The following is a 25519-nucleotide window of genomic DNA, read 5'->3' as shown; positions in this document are numbered from 1 at the left end:
CTTTCGCGCCCCGGTCACACCCAGTCCGGCGCGTCGAGGCTCTCGGCTTCGTCGATCGGGTGGAGGCGCGCGCCGTACTTCGTCGCGAACAGCGCGTGCGGCACGTAGAAGTCGGTCTCGCCGTCGTACAGCCCCACCCCGTGGTCGTCGATGCTGGAGACCTCGAAGTACGAATCGTGCTGGCGGTCGCGGAGCACGTCCCCGACCGCGAGGTCGTCGAGGCCGGGCGGCAGGTCGGGCTTCTCGTTCGAATCCATGGAAGTACCCCTCTCGACCCTCGTATCCGGTCGGTCGTTGTACGTCTATCGGCGGGTGCCGGGGATCCGCCGCACGACCGAGGAGCCGCTTCGCCGTCGGCGAAGCGGGGAGGCGGGGGTCTACGCCCCGACGTCCATCGCGCGATCGACGACGTCCTCGCCGTACATCTCCGCGAGGTCGTCGTGCTGGTCCGGGCGGTGCTCGTAGACGTCCTGGAACAGCGTGACCGGCGTCATCGCGGCCTGGTAGGTCGCCTCGTCCCACATTCTATCCGTACTCAGGTCGACCTCGACGCCGTCGATCCTCAGTGTGGTGGCGCGCTCCATCGCGATCGCGCCGGTGCCGGCGTCCCGCGCTTCCTCGAACTCCTCCATCGAGTCCACGATGTCGTCCATGCTCGGGACGTACTGGGCCATCCCGAGGAGCTCCTCGCGGAGGTCGTCCTCGTCGAGGTGTTGTTCGTCGCCGCCCACACGGAGGACGTACTCCCCGCCGCTCTCTTCGAGCGAGACGCGGTCGCCCTCGTAGACTTGGGTGTCGCCCTCGTCGGTGAGCTCGACCTGGTCGCCCCCGTCGTCGAGCAGCCAGCTCCCCTCCTCGGGCGGGAGCGGGGACGTGTTCGCCTCGACCACCTGACCGGGGGTGAGCGACCAGATGCCGAGCATCCCCTTGGCCTGGTTCTCGGTCATGCGCTCGCGGTAGCCCTCGACGTCGCGGATGTCGTCGTAGGGGCCGTCGACCGCGATACAGCCGTTGGCGCTCGCCCCTCGGGAGGTGTTGTGGCGGAGTTCGGGCCACGGCGGGAGGTCGCCCGCGGGCGTGATGGCGCGCATGTCCTTGGTGTAGTCGACCTCGCCGTCGACGAACAGGAACAGCCGTTCGAGGTTGTTGGTGGCCTTGCCCATCTCGTCGCGGAGCTTCCCCATCGCGAGTTCGGATTCACCCGCTTCGATGATCACCGACATCGCGATGCTTCCCTCCTCGAAGCCGTACTCGTTCTCGACGATGGTGAGGAACTCGTCGGCCTTCTTCCAGTCGTCGATGTCGCCGACCTCGGGGATCACGAAGCCGTCGAGGTGTTCGATCGCGCCGTTCGCGGGGTCGGCGAGTTCGAGGAGGTGCTGGAGGCACTGATACCTCGTCTCGGGGCTGTCGCGGTGCCAGACCACCCGGGGGTGGATCTCGCCGGGGAAGTCGGCCCCGTTCTCCGAGACGACCTCGATGATGTTCTCGACGCCCTCGTCGCGCATCGAGGGCGCGGTGGCGTCCTCGTTGTCGGGCACCCAGACGTCGGGGGCCTGCATTCCCCGGAGCCCGCTCGCGCTCCGGATCATCTTCGCGGAGTCGTCCTCGCCTTCGAGCGCGGTCGGCGAGGTGAAGAACGTCCGGACGAACTTCCTGTCGTGTCTTCGTTCTGTCATTGTTTTGGTGGTGGGAGTGGTGTAGCTGCTGTCTCGGCGCGGTTCGACTACCTTCTTGGTCGATCGACTACTTTAGGGTTCGGGACACCGGCAAGATCGGGCGACGGGAGCGCCCGGTCAGTCGTCGCCGCCGTCGGCCTCCGCGGTCAGCGGGTCGCGTTCGTCCTCCGAGAAGCCCTCGGAGCCCTCGATCCGCGAGCGGGCCTCGGGGTCGAAGCGCATCTCGATGTCCTGGAACTTGTCCACGAACGAGAGTTCGTGGTGGGACTCGGTCTCGTGATCCATGTACTTCTCCTCCAGGTCGAACTGGCCCTGTTCGGCGTTCTCCGCCAGGTTCTTCATGTCCTCGTAGGCGGCGTGGGCACCCGAGTGGAGCGCGAACAGCGTGATGAACTGGTACTTATAGCCCAGGTCCCCGAGCTCCTGGAAGGTGAGGGGATCGTCCTCCTCTGACCACGCGAAGCTCGACGAGTAGTTGAACGCGAGCTTCAGGTCGGGGTGGGTCTCGTGGATCGTCTCGGCGTAGTTCACCGCGTCCTCGCGGCTCGGGTCGGGCATCTCGGGCCAGACGATGTCCACGCCGGCGTCGGCGTAGATCCGCCCACGTTCGAGGTGTTCCTCCCAGTCGCCGTTCGCGGAGCCGTAGGCGTCCGTCCGGGCGATAATGACTGTGTCCTCGGACTGTTTGGCGTCGACGGCGGCCTCGAAGCGCGCCTGGGCGTCCTCGCGCGGGATGATCTGCTTGCCCGCGATGTGGCCACACCGCTTGGGGGTGACCTGGTCCTCGATGTGGATCGCGGCGACGCCGACCTTCTCGTACTCCCGGACCGCGCGCTGGACGTTGTGGATCCCACCGTAGCCCGTATCACAGTCGGCGATCACGGGGAGGTGGGTGGCCTCGACCATTCGTTTGGCGTTCTCGACCATCTCGGTCATCGTGACCATCTCTAGATCGGGAAAACCGAACTGGCCCAGAACCGTGGAGTAGCCGCTCATGTAGGCGGCGTCGTGGCCGGCCATCTCCGCGAGCCGGGCGTCGAGCGCGTGGTACATCCCGGGCGCGAAGACGTAGTCCTGGGTGTTCAGCATCTCGCGCAGCTCGCGGGCTGCGGGGTTGTCGACATCTTTCGTGAAGACGTCCGTGTCTCCGATGAGTTCTGCTGGGGTTTTCATGGGTCGTGTGTTCGGGGCGAACGGACCTGCGGGCACTGGGGCGCGTTCGCCGTTCGCATCGCCACCGACGACCGAGGTCTACAAAACTATTATGAATTATCATGATAATATTCTTTAGAAGGTTTCGTGTCTCGGGTCGTGACTAACGAGTATATATGACGATCGATCACGCGGTAGGCGGTGGCACGGGCACGGACGACGACTCCAGCTACCTGGAAGGGGGTGCGGTTCGGTCAGTCCTCGTCTCGACCCGTCGAGACCCCGCCGAGCACGTTCGAGATCTGCTCGCGCCAGTCCTCGATCGCCTCGACGTCCTCGCGGAGTTCGGCGACCGACTCCTGGGCCTCGGCGACCTCGGCGTTGGTGTCGGCGACGCCCTCATCGAGCGCGCCGATGTCGTCGGCGTTCGATTCGGTGTGGTCGTCGAGACGTTCGATCGCGGTCTCGTTCTCGGTGGTGCGCTCGTCGAGCGCCTCGACGTCGGCCTCGATGGTTTCGAGCCGGCCGGTCATGTCCTCGATCAGCTGGCGCGCCGGGCCGTTCTCGTCGATGAAGTCCTCTAGGGCGTCGGTGTAGGCTTCGAGGTCGCTGATCCGCGACTGGAGGTGTGAGACCCGAACCTCGTGCCCGGCGTCGTCCTCGCCGAGTTCGTTCGCGAGGAGCTTCCGGTCGGACTCGCCGAGGTTCCCATCCCGGAGTTCGGCCGCGAGCGCCGCGCCGACACCGCCCTCGGGAAGCCTCGCCCCCGTTCCGTCGCCCGCCGAACCCGCCGGGTCCGCGGCGGTGGTTTCGGTCGCCCTCCCGGAGTCGCCGTCGCCCGAGAGGTCGACCGCCTCGACGCCGTCGCGGTCGTCTTCGAGGCCGGAGACCGATCCCTCGCCCGAGATGACGTCGCGGGCGGCCTGGCTGGTGTCCCGGCCCGGTGTCCCGGCGTTCGATCCGGTTTCGGTACCCGCCGTGGGTCCGTCCTCGGGCGTCGACCCGTTCTCGTCGATCCCGTCGACGGTGAGGGTCGGTTCGGTCATGAACGCCGCCGGGTCGATGTCGGTGTCGCGGACCCCGTAGACGGTTCTGAAGGTCTCGTTGGGTTCGATCCGGCGCTCGAAGACGGCGGTGCCGTCCCCGGCCGACCAGTGGTCGCCGCCGTAGTTGGGGTTGAAACCGAGGTCCGTGGCGGCCACCGCGTCGGGAACTGGGTCGACCAGCCTGAACCTCGCGGCGTCCTCGCGTTCCGAGTCGACCTCGAACGAGACGACCTGCACGGGGAACTCGTCGGGTTCGTACGATTTCCTGACCGAGACCCCGTCCGCCGCGCGGTCCAGTGGCGTCGTATCAGCGTTGCTCATCGTCGTTCGATCGGGTACGACGCCCTTAAGCTTTCAGCGGGGTCGAGCCGGGCGATACCAGGTCAGTAGTCGATCCGGTCGCCGATCTCGACGATCTCGAGGTGTGCGGGGTAGTCGTAGGTTCGGGCGTGGGGGTGGAGGGCGGCGGGGTCGGCGGTGAGGCCCTTCCACATGTCCCAGTGGGTGGGGACGAGGGTGTCGACCTGGAGCTGGTTCGCGACCTCGATGGCCTGGTTCTCGTCGGCGTACCACCGGGTTCGTTTCGGTTCTCGTGTCTCCTTGTCGAGGATCATCCCGACCGCGCCGAACGCACAGACCGCGTAGTCGATGTCGTACTCCTCGCCGATCGGTTCGAGTTCGTCGCCGGGTTTGGTGTCGCCGCCGTGGAAGAAGGTGCCCGCGGGGTGGTCGATGAGGTAGCCGACGGGGTGGGTCGCGTCGGGGTCGTTCGCGTCGGTGACCGTCACGGTGAACTCGCCGAACTCGTTGGTGTCGCCCTCCGAGACCTCGACGAGTTGGTCGTCCGCGAGGTCCCACTCGTCGGTCCAGTCGTTCTCGCGCGCCACGGCGAGGCTGTCGTCGGGCGCGTAGTAGGTCGCCCCGGTGCCCGCGAGGATCGGGGCCTGGGAGGGCCCGTCGACGTGGTCCGAGTGTTCGTGGGTGGCGAAGACCGCGTCGGCGGATTCGACGTCCTCGGGGTCGAAGGGTATCGGGACCATCCGCACCGTTCGCGGTGGGTCGCCAGTACCCAGATAGGGGTCGACGAAGAGCGTCGTGTCGCCGTCGGTGAGCACGAGGCCGTTGCAGCCGAGATACCAGGCCGCGACACCCTCGGGGTCGGCGTTCTCGATCGCCTTCGGGAGCCAGTCGCCCCAGTCTGAGTGTACCATTGGCGAATCCTCGCCCGCCCACCGCCTAAATTCCCCGGTTGGTGTCGTGGTGCGGCGGGTGCGGCGGTGCGGCCGCCGCGCGGCGGCGCGGTGGCGGTTGCGGTGCGGGCCTGGTGGATGAAGGGCGAGGCACGCGAAGCGTGCCGAGGGCTTCGGCGGGGGCGGTTGCGGTGGCGGAGAAGTCAGTAATTGCACCGCGAGCGACCAGCGGGAGCGAGCGGGCCGACGACTGACCATCGTTCTCGCGAGCCGGAGGCGAGCGAGGGCACGGAAGAGCGAAGCTCTTCCGGTGGGAAGGAGGAGGCTTTTGATCCACATTTTGCCNCGTTCTCGCGAGCCGGAGGCGAGCGAGGGCACGGAAGAGCGAAGCTCTTCCGGTGGGAAGGAGGAGGCTTTTGATCCACATTTTGCCAGGGAGCGAGTGAGCCGAAGGCGAACGAGCGACCGCAGCAAAAGGTGGGGCTTGAGGTGGGGTCCTAGAGTGAGTTCTTGATCTTCTTGAAGAAGCCCGCCTCCACGTCGACCTCCTCGCCGCCGGCCTCGGCGAAGGCTTCGAGCGCCTCGCGCTGCTCTTCGTTGAGTTCGTCCGGAGTGACGACCTGGACCTTCACGAAGAGGTCGCCCTTTCCGCGCCGGCGCAGGCGGGGCATCCCCTTGCCGTCGAGTCGGAAGGTCTCGCCGCTCTGGGTGCTGGCGGGGACGTCCATCTCGACGGTGCCCGAGAGGGTGGGGACCTCGATCGAGGTGCCGAAGGTGGCCTGGGGGAAGGAGATGGCGGCGCGGTGGGCGAGGTCGTCGCCGTCGCGCTCGAACTCGGGGTGCTGGCGGACGCTGACCTCGATCAGGAGGTCGCCCTTGGGACCGTTGTTCTCGCCGGGTGCGCCCTCGCGCTCCATCCGGAGAGTCTGGCCGTCGTCGATACCCGCCGGGATGTCCACCGAGAGCGTGGCCTCGTTGCGGACCCGCCCATCGCCGCCGCAGGTGCCACACGACTCGGAGTAGAGGGTGCCGTCGCCGCCGCAGCGCCGACAGGTCTGGGTCTGCTGGACCCGCCCGAGCGCTGTCTGTTGGACCTGTGTGGTCTGGCCGCGGCCGTCACACTCGGGACAGGTCTCGGCGTCGGCGCTCTCGGGATGGCCCGAACCGTCACAGTCGGGGCAGGTCTCGGGTCGGGCGACGGTGAACTGCTTTCGGACGCCCTCGGCGGCCTCTTCGAGTTCGATGGTGAGGCTCGTCCGGAGGTCACGACCCTGCTGTGGGCCGTTCCGCCCGCCGCCGCGGCCGCCACCGCCGCCGAAGAACTGCTCGAAGATGTCGCCCATACCACCGCCCATGTTGCCCCCCATTCCGCCGAACGGGTCGCCGCCGCCCATCCCGCCACCCATGCCACCCATCCCGCCAGCGCCGCCCCGCCCGCCCGCCCCGCCGTCGAACCCGCCGCGTTTCTCGGCCTGCTCGAAGCGGTCGTGGCCCATCTGGTCGTAGGCCTGGCGTTTCTGGTCGTCCGTCAGGACCTCCTTGGCCTTCTTCGCCTGTTTGAACTTCTCGTCGGCGTTCGGGTCGTCGGAGACGTCGGGGTGGTACTCGGAAGCCTTCTCGCGGTAGGCCTGCTTGACCTCGTCCTCGCTCGCGTCGCGCGAGACGCCGAGCACCGAGTAGAAATCCTCGCTCATTGGTTGACGACACTATCGGCTTGAGACACTTCAACAGAACGGCTCCCCGGCCCGTGCCTCCCGCCCAGCAAAACGGTTATACGAGCTACTATCCCATCTCCGGACGAATGAGTACCATTAGCGAGATCTCGATTCCCGCCTCGACGTTCGTTCTGGGCGAAACGCTCGAAGCGGTTCCCGAGGCCACCTTCGATATCGAGCGGGTGGTCGCCCACGACACCGAGCGGGTGCTGCCGTTCGTCTGGGCGAGCGCCCCCGAGCGCGAGGCGCTCGAGGACGCCCTCGACGCCGACCCGAGCGTGGAGGACGTCGAACTCCTCTCGGACCTCGAGGACGAGTGGCTCTACCGGATGGCGTGGATCGACCACGTCGAGTTCGTGGTTCACGCCCTCCTCGAAGAGCAGGCTACCGTCCTCAACGCCCACAGCGAGGAGGGACAGTGGCATCTCCGACTCCTGTTTCCCGACCGGGAGTCGCTCTCGCGGACCTACGAGTTCTGCGAGGAGCACGACATCCGCCTCGACGTCAAGACCATCTACGAGATGGACAGCGAGCGCCACGGCCGGTTCGGCCTCACCGAAGAACAGTCCGAAGCCCTCAGCGCGGCCTTCGAGAACGGCTACTACGAGGTCCCCCGCGGCGTCTCGGTCGAGGCACTCGCCGAGAAGCTCGACATCTCCCACCAGGCCCTCTCCGAACGGTTCCGACGCGCCCACGGCAACCTCATCGAGAACACGCTGATCATCGGTGCCGACAAGGAGACGGATTCGCGACCCACGCCCGAACTGTAGTCCGCTTCCTCCCGACGCCTCGTGCCCCCTCTCGTTATTCCTCGTCCCGCGCTCGTTCGATCGCCGACATCGCACCCCGGAGCACGCCGCGAAGCGTCGCGACCTCCCGACCCGTCGGATGGGCGCGTCCGAGCAGCCGGCGGAACAGCCGGGCGGTCTTCGCGCGTTTCTCGGGCGGGTGGTCGATGGTCTCCAGCAGCGTCCCGAACTGGTCGTAGAGTCCGCCGAGCGCGGCTTCGTCGGCCCGGATGTGACGGTCGGGGTGGTGGACCTCGGCGAGCCCCAGCTCCCGGAGTTCGTAGAGGGCGACCGTCGCGGCCTGGCCGAGGTTCAGGACGGGATAGTCGGGGTTCGCGGGGATCGAACACACCTCGTCGATCCTCGCGAACTCGGCGTTCGACAGCCCCGTGCCCTCGCGACCGAACACGAGCGCGACGTCGGCATCGAGGCCGGCGAGATGGTCGCGGAGTTCGGCGGGGCTCTTGAACGGGTACCGGACCGGATGGCCGTCGTCCTCGCCGGTGATGGCGGTGAAACCGACGGTGTAATACTCCGAAACCAGGTCGTCGAAGCCGAGCACCTCGTGGTTCGGGAGGACGTCCTCGCGGGCGTGTCCCGCGAAGCCGTAGGCCTCGCCGTCGGGGTCGAGTTCCGGCGGGTCGACGAGCAACAGGTCCGAGAAACCGAAGTTCTTCATCGCCCGCGCGATGGTGCCGACGTTGCCGGGGGTCTCCGCACCGACCACCGCGACCGATAGCGACCCCATTACTCGAAGTCCAGCTCGTCGAGGTCGACCGCAGTAGCCTGGCGCTCGACGTCGGCCGCCGACCCGCCGACCGCCGCCGGCACCCCCGACGGGTCGGTGTCGACGTGTTCGATCCCGCCGTACTCCTCGGGCGCGCGGTTCCCGTCGGCGAACCACTCGTGGAAGGCGTCCTGGAGTTCGTCCTCGCCCCGGTAGCTCGCCCCGCCCCGCTCGCGAAACCAGTAGAGGAAGTCGGGTTCGTGGTGTTCACAGAGCACCACCTCGTGGAGGGGCTCGCCGTAGACCGACGCGGCCTCGTGGCACGCGTCGAGGTCGTCACCGTGGATCAGCCAGCACGCGTGACACGGCGAGCCGACGAGCTGGCGAAGCCGGACGACGCGGTGTCTGGTGTCGTGGTCCATGGCTTCGAGCGGCTTCAGGTCCCCGTCGGTGTCGAACACCGCCGTCTCGTCGAACCGCCAGCCCCGCAACCCGATGCTGACTTTCCCCATACGCCGGATCGGTCGTTCGGGGTGAAAAACCACGCGTATCCCCGTCCGTACCCGGTCGTCGGTTCGAAGGGAGAGTGGGAGATGTGAGCGGAGCGAACCGTGAGCAGCGAGCGACGTTCGCGTGGTTCGAATCCGCCCGGTCAGTTCCCGCCGGTGCCGGCGATCCCGCCGACGCCGCCGTTGCCGCTGTCGCCCTCGTGGCCACCGAACTCGACCTGCTGGTTGGTGACGTCGACGCTGAACTCGGCTTGGTTCGTGTCGGTGTGTGTCGCCCCGTCGGCCGTTCTGAGTTCGGCCGTGATCTTCACGCCGATCGGGCCGACGGTCTCGGTCTCGCCGTCCTCGTTCGCCTGGAACTCCCATTTGGTCCAAGAACGCGAGTTGTCGAGCAGACTGAGTTTGTCCTCGAAGGTGTACTCGCCCTCGCCGGACTCCCCGGCGTCCGAGAGCTGTTCGGTCTCGCTTCCCATCGTCTCGTACCAGCCGCTGAGGTTGTTGCCCTCGGCTTCGAGGGTGAACGCGATCGATTCCGGCGGCGAATCGAGCGCCGACCACGAGTAGGTGGGTTTCGGCTGGAACCAGACGTCGTTTATCGACCCGTCCGCCGAGGTGATGCTCACGTCGTCGGCGGTGAAGGTCTGCTCTTCGAGCGCGAAGACCGGTTCGGCCGCGAAGTACTGGAACCCGCCGACGCCCACCACACCGGCGACGCCGAGCGCCCCCGTCCTCCGAAGTATACTTCGCCGGGTCAGTCCGCCTTCGTCGTTGCCGTCGTCTTTGGACATATACCATCGTTGGTGATGTCCGAATATATTCCGATCGTCTAGCCATCTAGACTGTTGGTGAACGATCGTGATGACCTCGTGGCGGTAGTCGGCGAGCTTCATCGTATCGCCCGCTGGAGTGCGCGAAGTCGCTCGATCCGGTCGTCGGTGTCGGGGTGGGTGCGCAACACGTGCGCCGCGAACTCGCGGAATCGTTCCGTTCGGTTGTAGAGGTAGGGCGTCCGGTCGCCCTCCGGCCCGAGCATCACGGGTCCGTCGGCGGTCTCCGCCGCCTCGAAGGGGACGATAGAGAAGGCCGCCACGCTCGCGCTCGATCGCACGTCCTCGCTCGGGAGGCTGACCGACGTCTCGTCGAGCGTCGAGAGCGCGCTCGCGAGGGTCGCCGGCGAGCCGGTGATGGCGACCGCCCCGCGGTCGGCCGCGACCTCGCGATACCGCGAGAGGAGACTGAGGAGAACGCGTCCGAGACTCCAGAACGCTCCCGCGACCGCGAACACGACCACCCCGACCAAGGGGCCGAACCCGTTCGACGATTCTCCGTTGTTCATCGCGCGCTCCGCCCGTTCCATAATGGCGTTCGCGATCACCGTCGGGAGCGACAGCGCCATCATCACCGCGACGTCGCGGTTCTTGACGTGGGCGAGTTCGTGGGCGACGACGGCTCCGAGTTCGTCCTCGGTGAGGCCGTCGAGCAGTCCGGTCGAGACCACCATCGTCGCGCCGGTCTGGGTGTAGCCGACGGTGAACGCGTGCGGTGCGGCGGTCTCTATCACCGAAACCGTGGGAACGGGGAGGTCGGCCTGCTGGGCGGTCCGGCTCACTATCCGGTGGAGGTCGGGATAGCGCTCCGGGGTCGTCCCGCGAACGTTCACGTGTCGGAGGACGAGCGTGTCGCCGAAGACCCACTCGACGGCGACGATACCCGCGACGAACACCACCGCTGCGGCCGCACCCATCGTCTCGGCCAGCGACGGTGGAAAGTAGCCGTTTGCCGCGAAGAACGCAGCTAGATACGAGAACACGCCGAACAGCACGCCCGCGAAGGCCGCCGCGACGACGCCCAGTGCGACGGTCGCGAGCGCCATTCGGGCCCGGAGTTTCCATTCTGCTCTCCAGTTCATCTACTGTAAACCCGAACCGATTCGAAATATAGCTATCGCACCGACGGCTTCCGATTCGTTCCCCAACGCTCCGAGCGCTCACGAGCGGTACGTCGTTCTCCCGAGCGCTCCCCGGTCTCCGGACGCAAACGGTATCGAGACCGGGTCCGAGTCTCGCGGTGTCCGATGAACACCTGTGAGGTCTGTGACGCGCCGCTTCGTGGCACCGCATCGACCGACCCCGTCAGCCACGGGGTCGCGAACTATCACGTCTGCTCGTACACCTGCGAGACGGTGCTCCACGACCGATTCGCGCCGAACGTCGGACGCGAGCCCCGTCCGTAATCGGGCCGTCTTTGTGGCTCCACCCCCGATATCGACCATGCAGACCGTCGAGGCCGCCGGACTCCCTATCGGCGACGACCATCCGCCGCGGGTCATGGGCGTGCTCAACGTCAGCGACGAGTCGACCTACGACCCGAGCGTGTTCACCGACCCGGACGAGGCCGCGAGCTACGTCGATGGCCTCGTCGAGGAGGGTGCGGACATCGTCGATATCGGGCTCGAATCCGCCAACAAGCGCTTCGAGGTGCTCTCGGCCGACGAGGAGCTCGACCGGCTCGACACCGCGCTCGAAACCCTCGACCGGACCGCGCGCGACGCGGTGTTCTCGATCGAGACCCGGTATCACGAGGTCGCCGCAGCCGCGCTCGATGCGGGCTTCGACATGGTGAACGACATCTGTGGCTTCGCGGACCCGGAGATGGCACCGACCTGTGAGGCCCGCGATGCCGCAGTGGTGAAGATGGCAAGCCCGCCCGATCTCACTAGACCAGGGGCACTCACGTCCGTCGACGAGATCCACGACGCGCTCGCCCGTGACCTCACGGACGAAACGATCGTCGACCCCGCCTTCGGCGGCTGGAGTGAGGCCAAGACCCTCGACGACGACCGCGAGATCTTCCATCGGCTGGGGGAGTTCCGCGACCTCGCTCGCCCCATGCTGGTCTCGATAAATCGGAAGAACTTCCTCGGCGAGGTCGTGGGTCGGGAGACCGACGAGCGCCTCCCCGCGAGCCTCGCGGCGACCGCCCTCGCGGTCGAGCGCGGCGCGAACGTGATCCGGACTCACGACGTGGCCGAGACCCGCGACGCCGCCCTCATCGGCGACGCGCTCGGCGCTTCCGACCTCGCGGACCCGACCGCCCAGCGATGAACTTCGCCGAATGGGAACCCGTCTACGAGGCGGTCCTCGCGGACTTCGGCTTCCAGCGCGCCGCCGACGAGGCGGTTCGCGACCGGCTCGCCGAGTTCGCCCAACCGTTCGACACTGCTCGTCTCGATGTCGCCGGCGAACCCGTCGTGGTCGCCGGTGCGGGCCCCTCGCTCGAATCGGATCTCGATGAACTCGACGAATTCCACAGGATATTCGCCGCCTCGACCGCCGCCGACCGCTGTCTCGACTGCGGCGTCGGGGTCGACTGCATGGTGACGGACCTCGACAAGAACCCCGAAACCGCGAAACGGCTCTCCCACGATGGAACCGCGGTCGCGGTCCACGCCCACGGCGACAATCGGGATTTGGTCGAGCGCGTGGTCCCCGACCTCGATACCCGGAACGTGCTCGCGACCACCCAGGCCGCGCCGATGGAGGCGGTGGGGAATTTCGGTGGGTTCACCGACGGCGACCGCGCGGCCTTTCTCGCCGACCATTGCGGGGTGAGTGAGTTGCAATTCGCCGGCTGGGATCTCGACGACGATTCTGTGGATGCGACGAAACGTCGAAAACTGGCCTGGGCCGAGCGGTTGCTCTACTGGCTCGAACAGCGCCGTGGCGAGCGGTTCTCGGTGCTCGACGGTCGGCGCGAGGGGATCGATACCAGCGCGTTGCCGGTCGGTTAGGGTTCGAGGACGACTTTTCCCGAACTCTCGCGGTTCTCGATGTACTCGTGGGCGGCCGCCGCCTCCGAGAGCGGGAACGTCTCGCCGACTACGACTTCGAGGTCCCCACCGGTGAGCAGCTCCGTGAGGTGGTCGACCGCGCCGAGCACGCGGCCCGGGTCGCGCTGCATCGCCTGGCCGAGGTGGTAGCCGTAGATGCTGAAGTTGTTGAACAACAGCGTGCTCGTGTCGAGCTGGCCCGGTTGACCGCTCGCCGCGCCGTAGGCGACCATCCGCCCGCCGTGGGCGAGGCAGTCGAGGCTCTGCTGACTCGTCTCGCCGCCGATGCCGTCGAGCACGAGGTCCACACCCTCGCCGTCGGTCTCCTCGTTGACCGCCTCGGCGAAGTCCGTCTCCGTGTAGTCGATCAGGTGGTCCGCGCCGAGGCGTTCGGCGAGGTCGCGTTTCTCCTGGGTGCTCGCGGTGCCGAAGACCTCCGCACCGGCCTCGCTCGCGAGCTGGACGGCGGCGGTCCCGACCCCGCCCGCGGCGGCGTGGACCAGCACCCGCTCGCCCTCCTCCAGCCCGCCCCACTCGAAGAGGGTGTTGTGCGCCGTCAGGAACTGGACCGGAAAGCCCGCCGCCTCGGCGAACGCCATCGATTCGGGCACGTCGAACAGCCCCGCGGCGTCCGCGGTGACCGACTCGGCGTAGGCCTGGTTGGTCATCGCCACGACGCGCTCGCCGACCTCGCGCTCGACGTCGTCGCCGACGGCGTCGATAGTGCCCGCGGCCTCCATCCCGGGGACGTAGGGCGGTTTCGGCCCGCCGTGGTAGTGGCCGCGGCGCTGCATGATGTCCGCGAAGTTCACCCCGACCGCCTCGACCGCGACCCGGACCTCGCCCGGACCCGGTTCGGGCGCGTCGCGCTCGGTTGCCTCGATGACGTTGCTGTCGCCGAACTCCGTCACCTCGATGGCCTTCATCGCCGAACCGTTCGCCCTCCGTTCGGATAACGCTGCGCTCTCAGTCGTCGGTGTCGGACGGCCCGCCCGAGGCGGTGTTGCGGTCGTCGGCGGATTCGCCGTCGTCGGTCGCGCTCGAATCTCGCTCCACCTCCGCTTCGTCGGGGTCGACGGGTGCGGGGTCGGGCGAGTAGACGTTGTCGTTCGGGTCGAGCGGGTTGCCCGCGGTCGCGCTCGCGGTGACGGGCTCGCCGCGGACGAGTTCGGGCAGCAGGATCCGCGCGAAGTGGACCACGAGCACCAGGATCAGCGGCCCGAGGAACAGACCGTACCACCCGAACAGCAGCGGCCCGATGATGTAGGCGATCATCACCGCGCCGGTGTGGAGGTCCCGACCCGAGACGTACGGCCGGAGGATCAGGTCGGGGATGGTGTCCACGATCACCAGCGAGACCGCCGCGAACACGAGGGGGAACCAGATCAGTGCGGGGTTCTGGAGCAGTGCCTCGACCGCGAGCAGGAGCGCGACCGGGACGTAGACGATCTTCATCCCGACGACCGGTATCAGGCTGCCGACGCCGGTGAGGACGCCGAGCAGGGTCGGGGCGGGGACGGCGATCTCGGCGGGGCTGAAGACGTTGAGGCCGTTGTAGAAGGCCACCGCGAGGATCGCCGTGGCGAAGGCGTTGAGGATGTTCCCGAAGTAGATCGTCATCAGGTTGTGGTCGACCTCCTTCAGGTAGGCGTGGACCGGCGAGCCCTCGCCCGCGAGCTCGTTGCGGAACCACGCCGCGAGCTTGTGGTCGTCGCGGAGGAGGTAGAAGGCGAACGCGAGCACCACGAACAGCTGGATCAGCCCGTTACCGAACGCACCGAGGTAGCCGAAGACGGGGGCGAGCGCTTGGTTCGCCGTGTCCACCGCGCCGCCGCTCAGGAACTGCTGGGGGTCGTTCGTCAGCGACGACAGCACCGCGTCGGGGTCGGTGCTCGATGCGCTCGTCGTGCTCAGGTCGCCGACGTAGGGCTGGAGTGCGTCGAGCACGGGCTGGAGGTCCGCGCTCTCGGCGAACGTCGCGAGCTGGATCGCCCCGACGTAGACCGTATAGCCGATCAGGAAGATCACCGGGACCGCGATCGTGAGCAGGGAGACTATTGCGCTGAGGCTCTGGTTCCGGATGACCATGTAGAGCCGGCGATGGATCGGGCGGGTGATGTAGTAGACGAACAGCCCGAGGATGAACGTGCCGATGTACTTCCAGACGATGAACGAGAGCGCGAAGACCAGCACGACCGCCGCGATCCACATCGGGATCCGCGAGCGGTCGTAGTCGCCGAGGGGAGAGGAGGCCATGTCACGCGAAGGTCGGGAGACCGTAAAAAGTCGTTGTGCGTCGATACAGGGACCGCGACTCAGTCGCTCGGCGGCGAGTCGAAGCCCTCGTCGGTCCCCGAGTCCTCCTCGGCGAGGTCGGCGGCGCTGCCGCGTGCGCGCCGCATCCAGTCGTCGATGTTCTCGGCGACGTAGTCCTTGCTGCCCCAGCCGACGCCGATGCCGACCGCGAGCGCGAGCGCGACCCCGAGCGCCCCGAAGAACGCTATCACGACCGTGTTGAGCAGGGTGAGGAGCACCGTGGTGTCGAAGCCCGCGGTGTCGAGCGCGAACACGACGACCACGTAGTAGACGAACAACTGGACGACCATGCCCACGATGTCGGTCGCCCGGCTCCGGTCGATGCCCGCGACGAAGTCGCCGATCACGTCGGCGAGGTAGATCCCGACGACGAGCACGAGCAGTCCGGCGACGATGAGCGGGAGCTGGCCGACGAACGCGCCCAGGGGACGCGCGAGCGCCGGGAACTGGAGCGCGTCGACCGCGGCGACCACCGCGAAGTAGTAGACCAGGAGCTCGACGACCACGCCGACCGCCCGCCCGACGCCGCCGACCGACGCCGTCACCGTGGCGAGCGGCGTCCCACGGAGGTAGCTGTCGAACCCGAACCCGTCGACGATGCCCGTGACGACATCGCCGACGAACCGGCCGACCGCGAACCCGGCGACCAGGATGGCCGCCGCGACGACCACGCGAAGCCCGGCGGTGGTGATGTCCGAGAGCACGTCGCCGGGGATCGGGAGGTTGACCTGGTCGAGCGCCAGCAAGAGCGCGAGGAAGTAGACGATGTACTTCGCGAGGTCGCCGAGCGCTTGCGCGACGTCGCCGTCGACGTCACGCCGGGCGAGCGGGGTCCCCTGGGTGTACTGACCGGGGTTGATCCGTCTGACGACCCGCTCGACCACGCCGCCGAGGATCCGCCCGACGACGAGCCCGATGACCAGGATGACTATCGCGGCGACGATCGCGGGGAGCGCCCCGATGATGTTCGCGACCGTGTCCTGGAGGTACTGGGGGACCTGCTGGAGAACGATACCGTCGTTGACTGTGTACGAGTATTTCATAGTTGTCTCGCGGGTCGCTCACGGCGATACCGCCGCTGTGAGCGCCCGACACCAGCGAATACACTGCCACGAACGATAAGAACGCACGCTGGACATACAGGCCCGACCCGAAGATATTCCCCGACGAACCCGATGTACCTGAAAGTACAGGCTCGGGGTCGAACGGAGTGCGGTCGACGACCGCCCAACACCGGGCGGGGAAATTATACGTCGGCGTCCGCCGTCGGTCAGGTATGACGACGATCGCGGAACTCGAACTCCCCGCCGACGAGTTCGCGCTGTGGGAGACCCTCGATACGCTGCCGGACGCCCGTTTCGAGGTGGTTCAGGTGGTCGCCCGCAATCGGAACTCCGCGATCCCGTACCTCTGGGTGCGGTGTGACGACCTCTCGGCGCTCTCGGACGCGCTGGAGAACGACCCGAGCGTCGAGCACGTCACGCTGCTGGAGGAACTCGACGGGGAGTTCCTCTACCGGATGACGTGGACCTACCGGATCCGGGTGCTGATCCACATCCTCGTCGAGGAGGAGGCGACGGTGCTCGACGCCCGCGGCGGCGACGGCCGATGGCGGTTTCGCGTGCTGTTCCCGACGCGGGACTCGCTCGCGACCACCCACGACTTCTGCGAGGCCGCTGATTTCTCCATCGACCTCAAGCAGGTCTACGAACTCGACAGCACCCGTCACGGTCGCTTCGGGCTCACCGAGAGCCAGTACGTGACGCTCGTCACGGCGCTCGAACTCGGCTACTACGACATCCCCCGCGGGATCGACCTCCAGGGGCTCGCCGAGGAGTTCGGGATCTCGTATCAGTCCGTCTCCGAACGACTCCGCCGGGGCCACCGCAACTTCGTCCGGAACGCGTTGGGGTGGGGCTCGCTCGACGAGGAGGACTGAGACCGACGAGGCGGATGCGGTGAGAACCCGGTGGAGGAGGGTGCGGCGAGGACCCGGTGGGGTATAAACCCCAGGCGAGCGCGCGGGGAGGGGCTACGTCGGTCGGTACCCGGAGGGGTGCCATGGCGGACATCAAAACCGAACGCGAGATGAGCCGGACGGACGTCGCGACGTATCTCCACCGGTTCGCCGACAAACTCGGTGGTACCGACGACGCGACACGGACGATCGGGGACGACGCGGCACAGACAACCGAGAACGATGCGGCACAGACGACGGGGAACGACGCGGCGTCGTCGTCGTCGGGGTCGGAGACGACGGCCGCGACGGACGAGGTGGACGAGACCACTCGACGTGATCAGGCGGAATCGGCTGGCTCCAACGAGCGCGTGACGTTCACGCTCGGCAACGACAGCGCGACGGTCAACCCGCCCGAGACGATCCAGTTCGAGGTCGCGGTCGACTCCACGGCCGGCATGCTCGAATCCGGCAGCCACGAAACCGTCGCGTTCACGCTCCAGTGGGACGCCGAGCCAACGGACGACGAGGGCGAACTCGACATCCACTGAACCGGCCCGTACCCCGTTATCGACCCCCGTCGCCGACCGCCCCGACCCCGTCGCTCGTTCGCGGCCGGGGGCCGGGTCCGTCCCCCTCGGCGATCCGGTCGGCACAGGCGAAGCCGGCGAGGATCCCGCCGTTGAGACTGCGTTCGGGGTACTGCGCCCGGCTCGCCATCCCGGCGTAGTAGACGCCCTCCGCGACCGCGTCGCCGAGGTCGTAGGGCACCACCATGTCGAGGTAGCCGCGCTCGTAGACCGGTGCCGTCCGCGGGTTTCTCGCGGTTTTCACCCAGTTCACGGAGCCGCGGTCGAAGTCCGGAAAGAGGTCCTCGATGCCCATCAGCCAGGTCTCCTCGACGGCCGCGTCGTCCATCCGCCAGATCGGCTCTTCGGGGTCCTGTACGTAGCTCACGGCGTAGAGGAGGTGTTCGTCGCCGTAGCGCTCCGGCGGGACGAAGTTGGTGTGTTCGATCAGCGCGCCGAAGGGAGCCTCGTCGGCGATGTTGAGCCAGTAGGTGTCCATCACCGGCTCCGAGAGCGAGAGCACCGAGCAGACGGTACCCTGGAAATCGATCTCACAGGCGTATCCCGTGAGGTCTTCTAGTACGTTGGGCATCGCCGCCACCACGACGTCGTCGACGGCGTGGGTCTCGGTGCCCGTGTCCGTCTCGGCCGTCAGCGACTCGACCGCGCCGTTCTCGATGGCGAGGTCCGTGACGCGCGCGTCCGTCACGACGTTCTCGCGCCCGACGGCGGCGACCAGCGCGTCGACGAGCCGGTGGAAGCCCCCCTCGAAGTAGCCCAGGAACTCGCCGCGCAGGAGGTCGCGCTCGCCGCGGAACTTGATCCGCCCCAGCAGCCAGGCCGCACTCACGTCGTCGCGCCGCGAGCCGAACTTGGCCTCCAGGAGGGGTTCGAAGAAGTTCTCGTAGACCCCGCGGGTGGTGTGGTCGAGCAGGAACTCCGTGATGGGGACGTCCTCGTAGTCCCGGAGGTCCTCGTAGCTGTCGAACGTCGGGACCCCGCCGCGGACGTCGATGTCGAGGGTCAACATCCCGAGCCGGAACGTGTCGTAGAGCGAGAGATGAGGGTAGGCGAGGATCTCCCAGGGGGTGTCCATCGGGTGGACCGTTCCATCGACGTAGTAGGCGTTCTTCCCGAGCCGCCACTCGACCGCGTCGCCGAGCCCGAGTTCCTCGGCGAGGTCGACGATGGTCTCCTCGGACTTCGAGAGGTGGTGGTAGAACGCCTCGATCCGGTCGCCCCGGGTCTCGTAGGTCGCGGCGAGACCGCCGACGTCCCCGCTCGCCTCGAACACGCGCACCTCGTGGCCCGCCGTCTGGAGCCGATAGGCCGCGGCGAGCCCCGAGATGCCGCCGCCGACGATGCCGATCATATCCCGACTCCTCGACCGGCGCGAATGTGTGTTGTGGTCTCAGCGCCCGACGAAGCTCGTGACCTCCTCGGCCACGACCGCGGGGCGCTCGCGATGCACGAAGTGGCCCGCCCCGCGAACCGCGACCGCCCGACTGTCGGCCGCGAAGGCGTCGTCGACGTCGGCGAAGAGTTCGGAGCCGATGCAGCCGTCGTCCGCGCCGGCGACCACCAGCCCCGGCACCTCGATACCGCTGCCGTCACGGTCCGCGAACGGGTTCCGCGCCACCAGCCCGCGGGCGAGCTGGCGGTAGTACGCCAGCGCGGCCGCGACGGTTCCCGGCGTGCGAAACGTCTCCCGCACGCTCTCGATGCGCGCTTCGGGGTAGTCCCAGGTCGGGCTCCAGAGCCCCCAGAGGAGTTCGACCAGCGCGAACCCCTCGGCCCGGAGCGCGCGTTCGGGGAGGTCGGGAAGCTGGAAGAAGCCCATGTACCAGCTCCGGAGCCACTGGCGCGGGTGGCCGAGGGCGTTCGTCGGGAAGCCCGGCGGGACGGCCATCCCGACGAGGTGGGTGAACGCCTCGGGGTCGATGGTCGCCGCGGCGTAGGCCGCCACGGCACCCCAGTCGTGGCCGACGACGATGGGATCCACGAGGTCGAGATCCCCACCGAGCGCGTCGGCGAGCGCGAGCGCGTCGCGGCCGAGCGCGCTCGCCGAGTAGTCGCCGTCGGGGGCGGGGCCGGTGGAACCGTAGCCGCGCATGAAGGGCGCGACGACGGTGAACCCCGCATCCGCGAGCCGCGGCGCGAGCGTGTCGAACGTCCCGGCGTCGTCGGGGAAGCCGTGGAGGCAGAGCGCGAGCCGGTCGCCGTCGCCCCACTCGTGGTACGCGAATTCGATGCCGTTGGCCGTCACGCGGGCCGATTCCATGACCCGTGTGTGGCCGTCGAACCCATAACGGTGGTGGCGGCAGGGTTAGGTGGCGCGCGCCCGTTCGGCCCCCATGACAGTGGTCGCACTCCTCAGCGTGGCCCCGGTTCGGGAGGGAAGCATGGCGGGCGAGGTCGCGAAGGCCGTCGCGGCGCTCGACGAGTTCGACGTGACCTACGAGACCAACCCGATGGGTACGGTGATCGAAACCGACACCGCGGCGGAGCTGTTTGCGGCCGCGCGCGCCGCCCACGAGGCCGTCGACGGCGACCGCGTGAGCACGGTGCTCAAGGTCGACGACAAGCGCACGGCGACCACGACGGCCGGTGAGAAGGTCGACGCGGTCGAACGCGAACTCGGTCACGCCGCCCGGAGCGACCGCGAGTAGACGCGATACGGGGTTTCCGAGCCCGCCGACCGCCGCGCTATCGGTTGACGAGGAAGTAGCCGCCCGCGATTACGGCGCTCGCGATGATCGTCACGAGGAACCCGAGGAGCAGGTTGACCCCGAACAGGAGATAGAGCGCGAAACTGACGGCGATCCCGACGACGTCGAGCCCCATGTTTATCAGCGCGACCCGCGAGCTCAGTGGCCGCTCCGAGAACGAATCGAGTCTCCCCATCGGTTGGCCGGACATCGACCGTCGGTCCCTTCAACGTTCGCGTTGGCGGTCCCGGAAACCGCGATCGATTCCTCAGTTGACCTCGATACGGCCGCGGCCCGTTTCCGACCCGCCGCGCGTCCGGGCGGCCTCGCGAACCCGCTCGATCCGGTCGTCGGTCGGCGGGTGGGTCGCGAACGTGCGTTCGAGCGGGCTCCGTTCGCGTTCGACGTCGCCGAACAGCCACGAGAACAGCCCGAAGCCGGGTTCGGTGGCGCGCTGGATCGTCCTGAGCGCCCGCGCGAGCGCCAGCGGGTCGTCGAGGACGTCGACCGCGCGTTCGTCGGCGGCGTACTCACGGCGGCGCGAGTACGCCCGGAGCGCGACGGTCGGCCCGGTGACGAGACCCACGAGGAGCCGCATCGCCGCGCGGCGCGGCCCGCTCGCGACGCTTCCGGCACCCCGCATCGGCCGGCCGAGCAGGAGTGAGAGCCCCCAGCAGGCCACCCCGAAGACCGCGACGAACGGCGCGAACAGGACCAGCGCGAGGCCGGTCACGGTTCTGAGGAGGCTGTTGGCGAGCGTCTGGACGAGCGTGTCGCGGCCCGCGAGGTGGGCGAGTTCGTGGGCGAGGATGGCTTCGAGTTCGGCCGGGCCGAGGAGGCGAAGCAGCGAGCGGTCGACCACAAGCGTGTCGCGCCCGAGCGCGAACGCGTTCGGCTGGCCGAGACGCGCGACGTAGAGCGCGGGCGCGTCGACAGCCATCCGGTCGGCGAGGCGGTCGAGGCTCGCGTGGACGCCCGGCGCGGCCGTCGTCGACAACGGCGTCGCGCCTAGACGACTGAGAAGGCGCTGGCTGCCGGAGCGGTAGCTCAGGTAGCCGAGCGCGAGCGCCGCGCCGATCGCGACGACGAGCACCGTCCCGAGGCTCCCGTCGAGCACGAGCGCGCGGAGCAGCCCGTAGCCCGTCGCGGCGGCGAGGAGCGCGGTGACGAGGAGCCACGTGCCCGCCCCGATGGCGAGCACGCGGCGTCCGAGGTGGGCCATAGGCCGTCTACGGGCCGCGGACGCAAAATCCTTCGCGCCCGGGACCGACAGAGGGTTGAGAGCCCCGGGCGAACGCGTCGCCATGGAGAGCCTCAATCGAATGGCGCTCGAACTCGTCGACGAGGCGCTCGACTTCGCCGACGAGCTCGGGATCGCCGCCGACGAACTCGACAACGGGACGACGGTGTTCGACTTCGGCCACGGCGTGGCGGGCGGCTACGAGGCTGGGCTGTTGCTGGCGGAGATCCAGACCGCCGGCCTCGCCACCGTCGGAACCCGGATGGGGACCGTCGCCGACGCGCCGCTGCCCCACGTCGAACTCACCACCGACCGGCCCGCGCTCGCGTTGCTCTGCGCCCAGAAGGCGGGCTGGGAGCTGAGCGTCGAGGACTACGAAGGGCTCGGGAGCGGGCCGGCGCGCGCCCTGGTCGCCGACGAGGACGTCTTCGCGCGGATCGGCTACGGCGACGACTTCGACTTCGGCGTGCTCGCGCTCGAAGCCGACGCCCTCCCGACCGAGCAGGTCGCCGAACACATCGCCGACCGGGCCGCGCTCCCCGCCAACTCCCTCTTCCTCCTCAGCGTGCCGACCGCGAGCCTCGTCGGGAGCGTCACGGTCGGCGCGCGCGCCGCCGAACTCGCGACCGTCCGGCTCGTGGATCTCGGCTACGACCCGCTCGACATCCGCTCGGTGGCCGCCGACGCACCGATCCCACCGGTCGCCGGCGACGAGACGACCGCGCTCGCAAGGACCAACGACGCGCTCGCCTACGGCGGCCGGGTCCACTTCACCGTCGCCGAGGACTTCGAGCGGTTCGCCGACCTCCCCTCGACCGCCGCCGACGAGTACGGCACGCCGTTCGAGGCGATCTTCGACGACGTCGACTGGTCGTTCGCGGACCTTCCCGATGGCTTGTTCGCGCCCGCCCAGGTCACCGTCGACGTGGTCGGCGGGCCGACCCACACCTTCGGCGCGACCGACCACGCGGTCCTCGCCGAGTCGTTCGAGCTGTGAGGTTCAAGGTCGCCCCCGAACCCCGGTCGCTGGCGTTCGTCCGCGAGGCGAGCGCGGCGCTCCCGCTGGTGCCGGGGAGCGAGGACGACTGCTGTGCCCGCGTGGTCGAGGCGACCGACGTCGGTTCGCGCGAGGTCGCCCGCGAGTGGATCACCTTTCTCCGGGCGCTCGGCCTCGTCGAGGAGACGGGTTCGGGCTACCGTCGCCTCCTCGACGCGGCCGACGACGCGGCGCTCGCCCGCGCGTTCCGCGAACGCGTGTTCGCGGCCGGTACCGTACTCGACGCCCTCGAAACCGATGGCCCGCGCGACGTCGACGGGGTTTTCGAGCACGTTCGCGGGACGGTGCCGACGTGGGAACGCAATCGGTCGCCGGGCTGGCGGTCCGACTGGCGCGAGCGCGTCCGGCGGCTCCTCGAATGGGCCGTCGTGTTCGGGCTCGCCGAGCGGGTCGACGCCGGCTACCGCGCCGTCTGACTTTTGGTCGCGGCGCGCCTTCGCTCACCGCATGACCCCGCCGGTCGACACGGTTCTATTCGACATCGACGGCACGCTCTGTGAGTACCGTCGGCCCGGCAACGAACTCCTCGCGGCCTCGTTCGAGGCTCGGGACGTGACGCCCTTCTTCGGGATCGAGGACTACTACGCGCGATACGACGAGTTCACCGCGACCACGGATTCGGCCGACGAACTCCGCGCGGCGTGTTTCGCCGCGCTCGCCGCCGACCGCGGGTACGACCCCGAACTCGGCCGCGCGGTCGCCGAGGCCTACACCGCCGAGCGCGACCACCGCAACGTCCGGTTCCTGCCGGGGGCGCGCGAGGCGGTCGCGGCGCTGGCCGACGAGCATCGCGTCGGGGTCGTCACGAACGGCGCGCCGGCGATGCAGGCCCAGAAACTGGCCGGCCTCGACCTCGACGACGCGTTCGAGGTCGTGGTCCACGCCGGCTACGACGCGCCCGCCAAACCCGACCCCGAGCCGTTCCACCGGGCGCTCGACGCGCTCGACGCCGACCCGGGATCGAGCGTCCACGTCGGCAACTCGCTCGCCGCCGACATCGCCGGCGCGCGGGCCGCCGGCCTCCGGAGCGCGTGGCTCGACGACGGCTCGGTTCCCGACCCGGAGCCCGACTACGTCCTCGACTCGATGACGGACCTAGCGTCGCCGCCGTGGCGGCGATAGGGTCGGCGTCCGGCCCGAGGGACGTGCAGGCCCGATACCGGCGGGTCGTTCCGGCATCGCTACGGCCCGGTTACGACCTCGTCCCTCCCCATCGACCCATCGTGCGCTCCCACCCGCCACTCCGGACGGAACGTGTCCCGTGGAACGGCCGATTCGTCGCCGTCGCCGTCGCTCGTCGGCACGTGCCCGTGCCACGCCGAGGTCCGCAGTCGGAGCCACGCCGCCACTGAGTAATCGCTCAGACGCCCGATCGAGGACGCCATCGGACCGGTTTCGTCCTCGGGGTCCGAGCGGCCGTCCGCCGAGACGGCGGCGGTCAGCGCGAGGGCGTCGGCACCGTCCTCGAGCTCGGTGAGTTCCTGCTGGTTCATCTCGCCCTTCTCCTCCCACTCGGGGTACGGGTGAACGAGCGGCGAGGTCACGACCAGCGAAGCGACCAGCGCGGCGGCGAAGCCGACGGCAACGAGGTTCGCGTCGGGGCGGAGCGCGTTCGAGCGACCGGCCGCGACGACCCGCTCGCCGGCCGCGACCGCGACCAGCGAGAGCCCCGCCATCGCGGGAACCAGACAGAGGTAGCCCGTCTGGATCTGGTCGCCCAGTTCGAGGGGGGTCCCCAGCCCGGCCCCCGTCACGACGAGGAGGCCGGGGACCGCGACGAGCCAGCTCGCGAAGAAACCGACCAGCCGCCGGGTCGCGGCGTCGAACGGGTCGGCGGTGCGCGCCGCCGCCAGCAGCCCCGCGAGACAGCCGCCCACGAACAGCGAGTCGACGAGGTACCGGGCCACCGTGCTCGACCCGCCGTCGACCAGCGCCGCCGTGCCGGACCGCTCGGTGAGCGCGAGCGCACAGCAGAACGCGGCGAACAGCGCGAGGCAGACCCGCCACGAACGGAGCGCGGACGGATCGAGGTGGCGGCGGGCGCGCCGAACCAGCAGGGCCCCGACGAGCACCCCGCTCGCGACGAGGACCAACGCGACCCCCCGAAGACCGCTCGGCACGGTTTCGACGAGGCTCGTCGGCTGGCCGAGCCACAGGAGGAGCTTCAGGGGGAGGAACGCGATGGAGCCGCCCGGTCCCGAACCGGTCCCGCCCCGGTAGCCGCCGAGGCCGCCGAGGACGGCGAGGCGAACGGCGACGTAGACCGCCGTCACGCCGACGAAGGGGAGCGTCGCCGGGATCGCGTGCCGGACGCGGGTCCGCCAGGGCCCCGCCCGGTCGATGGCCACCCACGCGAACACCACCAGCGGAACGGCCAGTGCGGTCTCCTTCGCCCCCAGTGCGAGGGCGTACGCGACCAGCGCGCCCCCGAGCAGTCGGGGGCGGTCCTCGCGCCGACCCCGAACGAAGAGGCCCACCGTCACGAGCACGAAGATGGTGAGCAGAACGTCCTGGCGTCGGGGGATCGCCGGAACGAGGCCCACGGTGAGCGGGTGAACGGCGAACAGGCCACCGCCGAGCGTGCCGACCGCGAGCCGTGAGGTCAGGTCGGCGACGACGAGCGTCACGAGCGCCGCCGCGACGGCGTGCAGGACGACGTTCGTGAGGTGGTAGCCCGCCGGTCTGAGCCCCCAGAGGGCGTAATCGGCCGCGTACGAGAGACTCGATACCGGACGATAGAAGAGGGCGATGTCGGTGAACGACGAGCCGTGCATCAGCGGCTGGGTGAAGAGGTCGACGAGGTCGGCGAGGCTCCGGACCCGGCTCGTCTCGATGAGCGTGAGGCTGTCGGCGGCGACGAACCAGTAGCCGGTCGTGCCGCGGTAGGTCCCCGCTGCGAGCAGGACCACCGCCGTAAGACACAGCACGGTGTGTCGGACCGGCGTCGTTCGTCGCCCCGGTGATGGGGTTCCGGCGTCGCTACCGTGCTTCGAATCACTCATCGCATCGATGTTCGACCGCCCGTTCGACGCCGACG

At 68.8% G+C, this 25519-nt stretch carries 28 protein-coding genes; 10 read left to right on the top strand and 18 right to left on the bottom strand.

What is annotated here, in order from left to right; genetic code table 11:
- Nucleotides 1-14 precede the first annotated feature (14 nt).
- The 6 genes from C447_RS01720 to dnaJ form a co-directional block, all read right to left on the bottom strand.
- Entirely contained in the window at nt 15-257 is a 243-nt protein-coding gene (locus tag C447_RS01720; RefSeq protein WP_007690247.1) for a hypothetical protein, read from the bottom strand.
- Nucleotides 258-377: 120 nt separating this feature from the next.
- On the bottom strand, nt 378-1679 hold the full coding sequence (aceB, locus tag C447_RS01715) for a malate synthase AceB (protein ID WP_007690246.1): 1302 nt from the start codon (nt 1677-1679) through the stop codon (nt 378-380).
- Nucleotides 1680-1796: 117 nt separating this feature from the next.
- Nucleotides 1797-2852, bottom strand: a complete 1056-nt coding sequence (aceA, locus tag C447_RS01710; RefSeq protein WP_007690244.1) for an isocitrate lyase — start codon at nt 2850-2852, stop codon at nt 1797-1799.
- Between the two features lie 233 nt (nt 2853-3085).
- The gene (locus tag C447_RS01705; protein WP_007690243.1) at nt 3086-4198 is read right to left on the bottom strand and encodes a hypothetical protein; all 1113 of its coding nucleotides are present in this window, start codon (nt 4196-4198) and stop codon (nt 3086-3088) included.
- Between the two features lie 62 nt (nt 4199-4260).
- Complete coding sequence (locus C447_RS01700) at nt 4261-5088, bottom strand: MBL fold metallo-hydrolase (RefSeq protein ID WP_007690242.1); 828 nt, start codon at nt 5086-5088, stop codon at nt 4261-4263.
- Between the two features lie 476 nt (nt 5089-5564).
- Nucleotides 5565-6761, bottom strand: coding sequence for a molecular chaperone DnaJ (gene dnaJ / locus C447_RS01695; RefSeq protein WP_007690241.1), 1197 nt, complete (start codon nt 6759-6761; stop codon nt 5565-5567).
- Between the two features lie 107 nt (nt 6762-6868).
- Between dnaJ and C447_RS01690 the strand changes: the two genes are divergently transcribed.
- Entirely contained in the window at nt 6869-7552 is a 684-nt protein-coding gene (locus C447_RS01690) for a helix-turn-helix domain-containing protein (RefSeq protein ID WP_007690237.1), read from the top strand.
- A 34-nt stretch (nt 7553-7586) separates the two neighbouring features.
- Here C447_RS01690 and C447_RS01685 read toward each other — a convergent pair whose 3' ends face one another.
- From C447_RS01685 to C447_RS01670, 4 genes are all read right to left on the bottom strand, one after another.
- The gene (locus tag C447_RS01685) at nt 7587-8318 is read right to left on the bottom strand and encodes an RNA methyltransferase (protein ID WP_007690235.1); all 732 of its coding nucleotides are present in this window, start codon (nt 8316-8318) and stop codon (nt 7587-7589) included.
- A complete protein-coding gene (locus tag C447_RS01680) occupies nt 8318-8809 on the bottom strand; it encodes a hypothetical protein (protein WP_007690232.1) in 492 nt (163 codons plus the stop codon). The genes C447_RS01685 and C447_RS01680 overlap by 1 nt, the downstream gene beginning before the upstream one ends.
- 140 nt (nt 8810-8949) lie before the next feature.
- A complete protein-coding gene (locus C447_RS01675) occupies nt 8950-9594 on the bottom strand; it encodes a hypothetical protein (protein WP_007690230.1) in 645 nt (214 codons plus the stop codon).
- 98 nt (nt 9595-9692) lie between these two features.
- Nucleotides 9693-10715, bottom strand: a complete 1023-nt coding sequence (locus C447_RS01670) for a M48 family metalloprotease (protein WP_237713449.1) — start codon at nt 10713-10715, stop codon at nt 9693-9695.
- 165 nt (nt 10716-10880) lie between these two features.
- Here C447_RS01670 and C447_RS17830 point away from each other — a divergent pair, with 165 nt between their 5' ends.
- From C447_RS17830 to C447_RS01660, 3 genes are read left to right on the top strand one after another with little or no spacing between them, the layout of a single operon-like run.
- Complete coding sequence (locus C447_RS17830) at nt 10881-11039, top strand: hypothetical protein (protein WP_153300719.1); 159 nt, start codon at nt 10881-10883, stop codon at nt 11037-11039.
- Between the two features lie 37 nt (nt 11040-11076).
- Entirely contained in the window at nt 11077-11910 is an 834-nt protein-coding gene (gene folP, locus C447_RS01665; protein WP_007690227.1) for a dihydropteroate synthase, read from the top strand.
- Entirely contained in the window at nt 11907-12596 is a 690-nt protein-coding gene (locus C447_RS01660; RefSeq protein WP_007690223.1) for a 6-hydroxymethylpterin diphosphokinase MptE-like protein, read from the top strand. The genes folP and C447_RS01660 overlap by 4 nt, the downstream gene beginning before the upstream one ends.
- Here C447_RS01660 and C447_RS01655 read toward each other — a convergent pair.
- The 3 genes from C447_RS01655 to C447_RS01645 are packed head-to-tail and all read right to left on the bottom strand — an operon-like array spanning nt 12593 to nt 15994.
- Entirely contained in the window at nt 12593-13561 is a 969-nt protein-coding gene (locus C447_RS01655) for a quinone oxidoreductase family protein (protein WP_007690221.1), read from the bottom strand. The two genes, C447_RS01660 and C447_RS01655, sit on opposite strands and share 4 nt — an antisense overlap.
- Nucleotides 13562-13601: 40 nt before the next feature.
- Entirely contained in the window at nt 13602-14891 is a 1290-nt protein-coding gene (locus C447_RS01650; RefSeq protein WP_007690219.1) for an AI-2E family transporter, read from the bottom strand.
- A 59-nt stretch (nt 14892-14950) separates the two neighbouring features.
- Nucleotides 14951-15994 carry a mechanosensitive ion channel family protein gene (locus C447_RS01645; RefSeq protein WP_007690217.1) on the bottom strand — a complete coding sequence of 348 codons (1044 nt, stop codon included), beginning with the start codon at nt 15992-15994 and terminating at the stop codon, nt 14951-14953.
- Nucleotides 15995-16227: 233 nt separating this feature from the next.
- On the opposite strand from C447_RS01645, the gene C447_RS01640 reads away from it, so the two are divergent.
- Both C447_RS01640 and C447_RS01635 read left to right on the top strand, forming a co-directional pair.
- Complete coding sequence (locus tag C447_RS01640) at nt 16228-16890, top strand: helix-turn-helix domain-containing protein (protein WP_007690215.1); 663 nt, start codon at nt 16228-16230, stop codon at nt 16888-16890.
- Nucleotides 16891-17012: 122 nt separating this feature from the next.
- Nucleotides 17013-17459: an amphi-Trp domain-containing protein gene (locus C447_RS01635; RefSeq protein ID WP_007690214.1), complete on the top strand. Its 447-nt coding sequence runs from the start codon at nt 17013-17015 to the stop codon at nt 17457-17459.
- 16 nt (nt 17460-17475) lie between these two features.
- Here the strand turns inward: C447_RS01635 and C447_RS01630 are convergent, their stop codons facing one another.
- Both C447_RS01630 and C447_RS01625 read right to left on the bottom strand, forming a co-directional pair.
- Nucleotides 17476-18849, bottom strand: coding sequence for an NAD(P)/FAD-dependent oxidoreductase (locus C447_RS01630; RefSeq protein WP_007690213.1), 1374 nt, complete (start codon nt 18847-18849; stop codon nt 17476-17478).
- Between the two features lie 39 nt (nt 18850-18888).
- Nucleotides 18889-19758, bottom strand: a complete 870-nt coding sequence (locus C447_RS01625; protein ID WP_007690212.1) for an alpha/beta fold hydrolase — start codon at nt 19756-19758, stop codon at nt 18889-18891.
- Nucleotides 19759-19831: 73 nt separating this feature from the next.
- Here C447_RS01625 and C447_RS01620 point away from each other — a divergent pair, with 73 nt between their 5' ends.
- Nucleotides 19832-20146, top strand: a complete 315-nt coding sequence (locus C447_RS01620; RefSeq protein ID WP_007690211.1) for a thiamine-binding protein — start codon at nt 19832-19834, stop codon at nt 20144-20146.
- A gap of 37 nt (nt 20147-20183) precedes the next feature.
- Here C447_RS01620 and C447_RS01615 read toward each other — a convergent pair whose 3' ends face one another.
- Both C447_RS01615 and C447_RS01610 read right to left on the bottom strand, forming a co-directional pair.
- Nucleotides 20184-20381 carry a hypothetical protein gene (locus C447_RS01615; RefSeq protein WP_007690210.1) on the bottom strand — a complete coding sequence of 66 codons (198 nt, stop codon included), beginning with the start codon at nt 20379-20381 and terminating at the stop codon, nt 20184-20186.
- 72 nt (nt 20382-20453) lie between these two features.
- Nucleotides 20454-21407, bottom strand: a complete 954-nt coding sequence (locus C447_RS01610) for a M48 family metallopeptidase (RefSeq protein WP_007690209.1) — start codon at nt 21405-21407, stop codon at nt 20454-20456.
- Between the two features lie 82 nt (nt 21408-21489).
- On the opposite strand from C447_RS01610, the gene mch reads away from it, so the two are divergent.
- From mch to C447_RS01595, 3 genes are read left to right on the top strand one after another with little or no spacing between them, the layout of a single operon-like run.
- A complete protein-coding gene (gene mch / locus C447_RS01605) occupies nt 21490-22422 on the top strand; it encodes a methenyltetrahydromethanopterin cyclohydrolase (RefSeq protein ID WP_007690208.1) in 933 nt (310 codons plus the stop codon).
- Nucleotides 22419-22898 carry a hypothetical protein gene (locus C447_RS01600; RefSeq protein ID WP_007690207.1) on the top strand — a complete coding sequence of 160 codons (480 nt, stop codon included), beginning with the start codon at nt 22419-22421 and terminating at the stop codon, nt 22896-22898. The genes mch and C447_RS01600 overlap by 4 nt, the downstream gene beginning before the upstream one ends.
- 31 nt (nt 22899-22929) lie before the next feature.
- Nucleotides 22930-23604 (top strand): HAD family hydrolase, encoded by a 675-nt coding sequence (locus tag C447_RS01595; protein ID WP_007690204.1) that lies wholly within the window; start codon nt 22930-22932, stop codon nt 23602-23604.
- Between the two features lie 59 nt (nt 23605-23663).
- Here the strand turns inward: C447_RS01595 and C447_RS01590 are convergent, their stop codons facing one another.
- Entirely contained in the window at nt 23664-25484 is a 1821-nt protein-coding gene (locus tag C447_RS01590) for a hypothetical protein (protein ID WP_007690202.1), read from the bottom strand.
- Nucleotides 25485-25519 lie beyond the last annotated feature (35 nt).

Origin of the sequence: Halococcus hamelinensis 100A6 (assembly GCF_000336675.1) — an archaeon.
Classification (GTDB): domain Archaea; phylum Halobacteriota; class Halobacteria; order Halobacteriales; family Halococcaceae; genus Halococcus; species Halococcus hamelinensis.
Note: the sequence above shows the minus strand (reverse complement) of the source record. Positions and strands in the feature narration are given on the sequence as shown.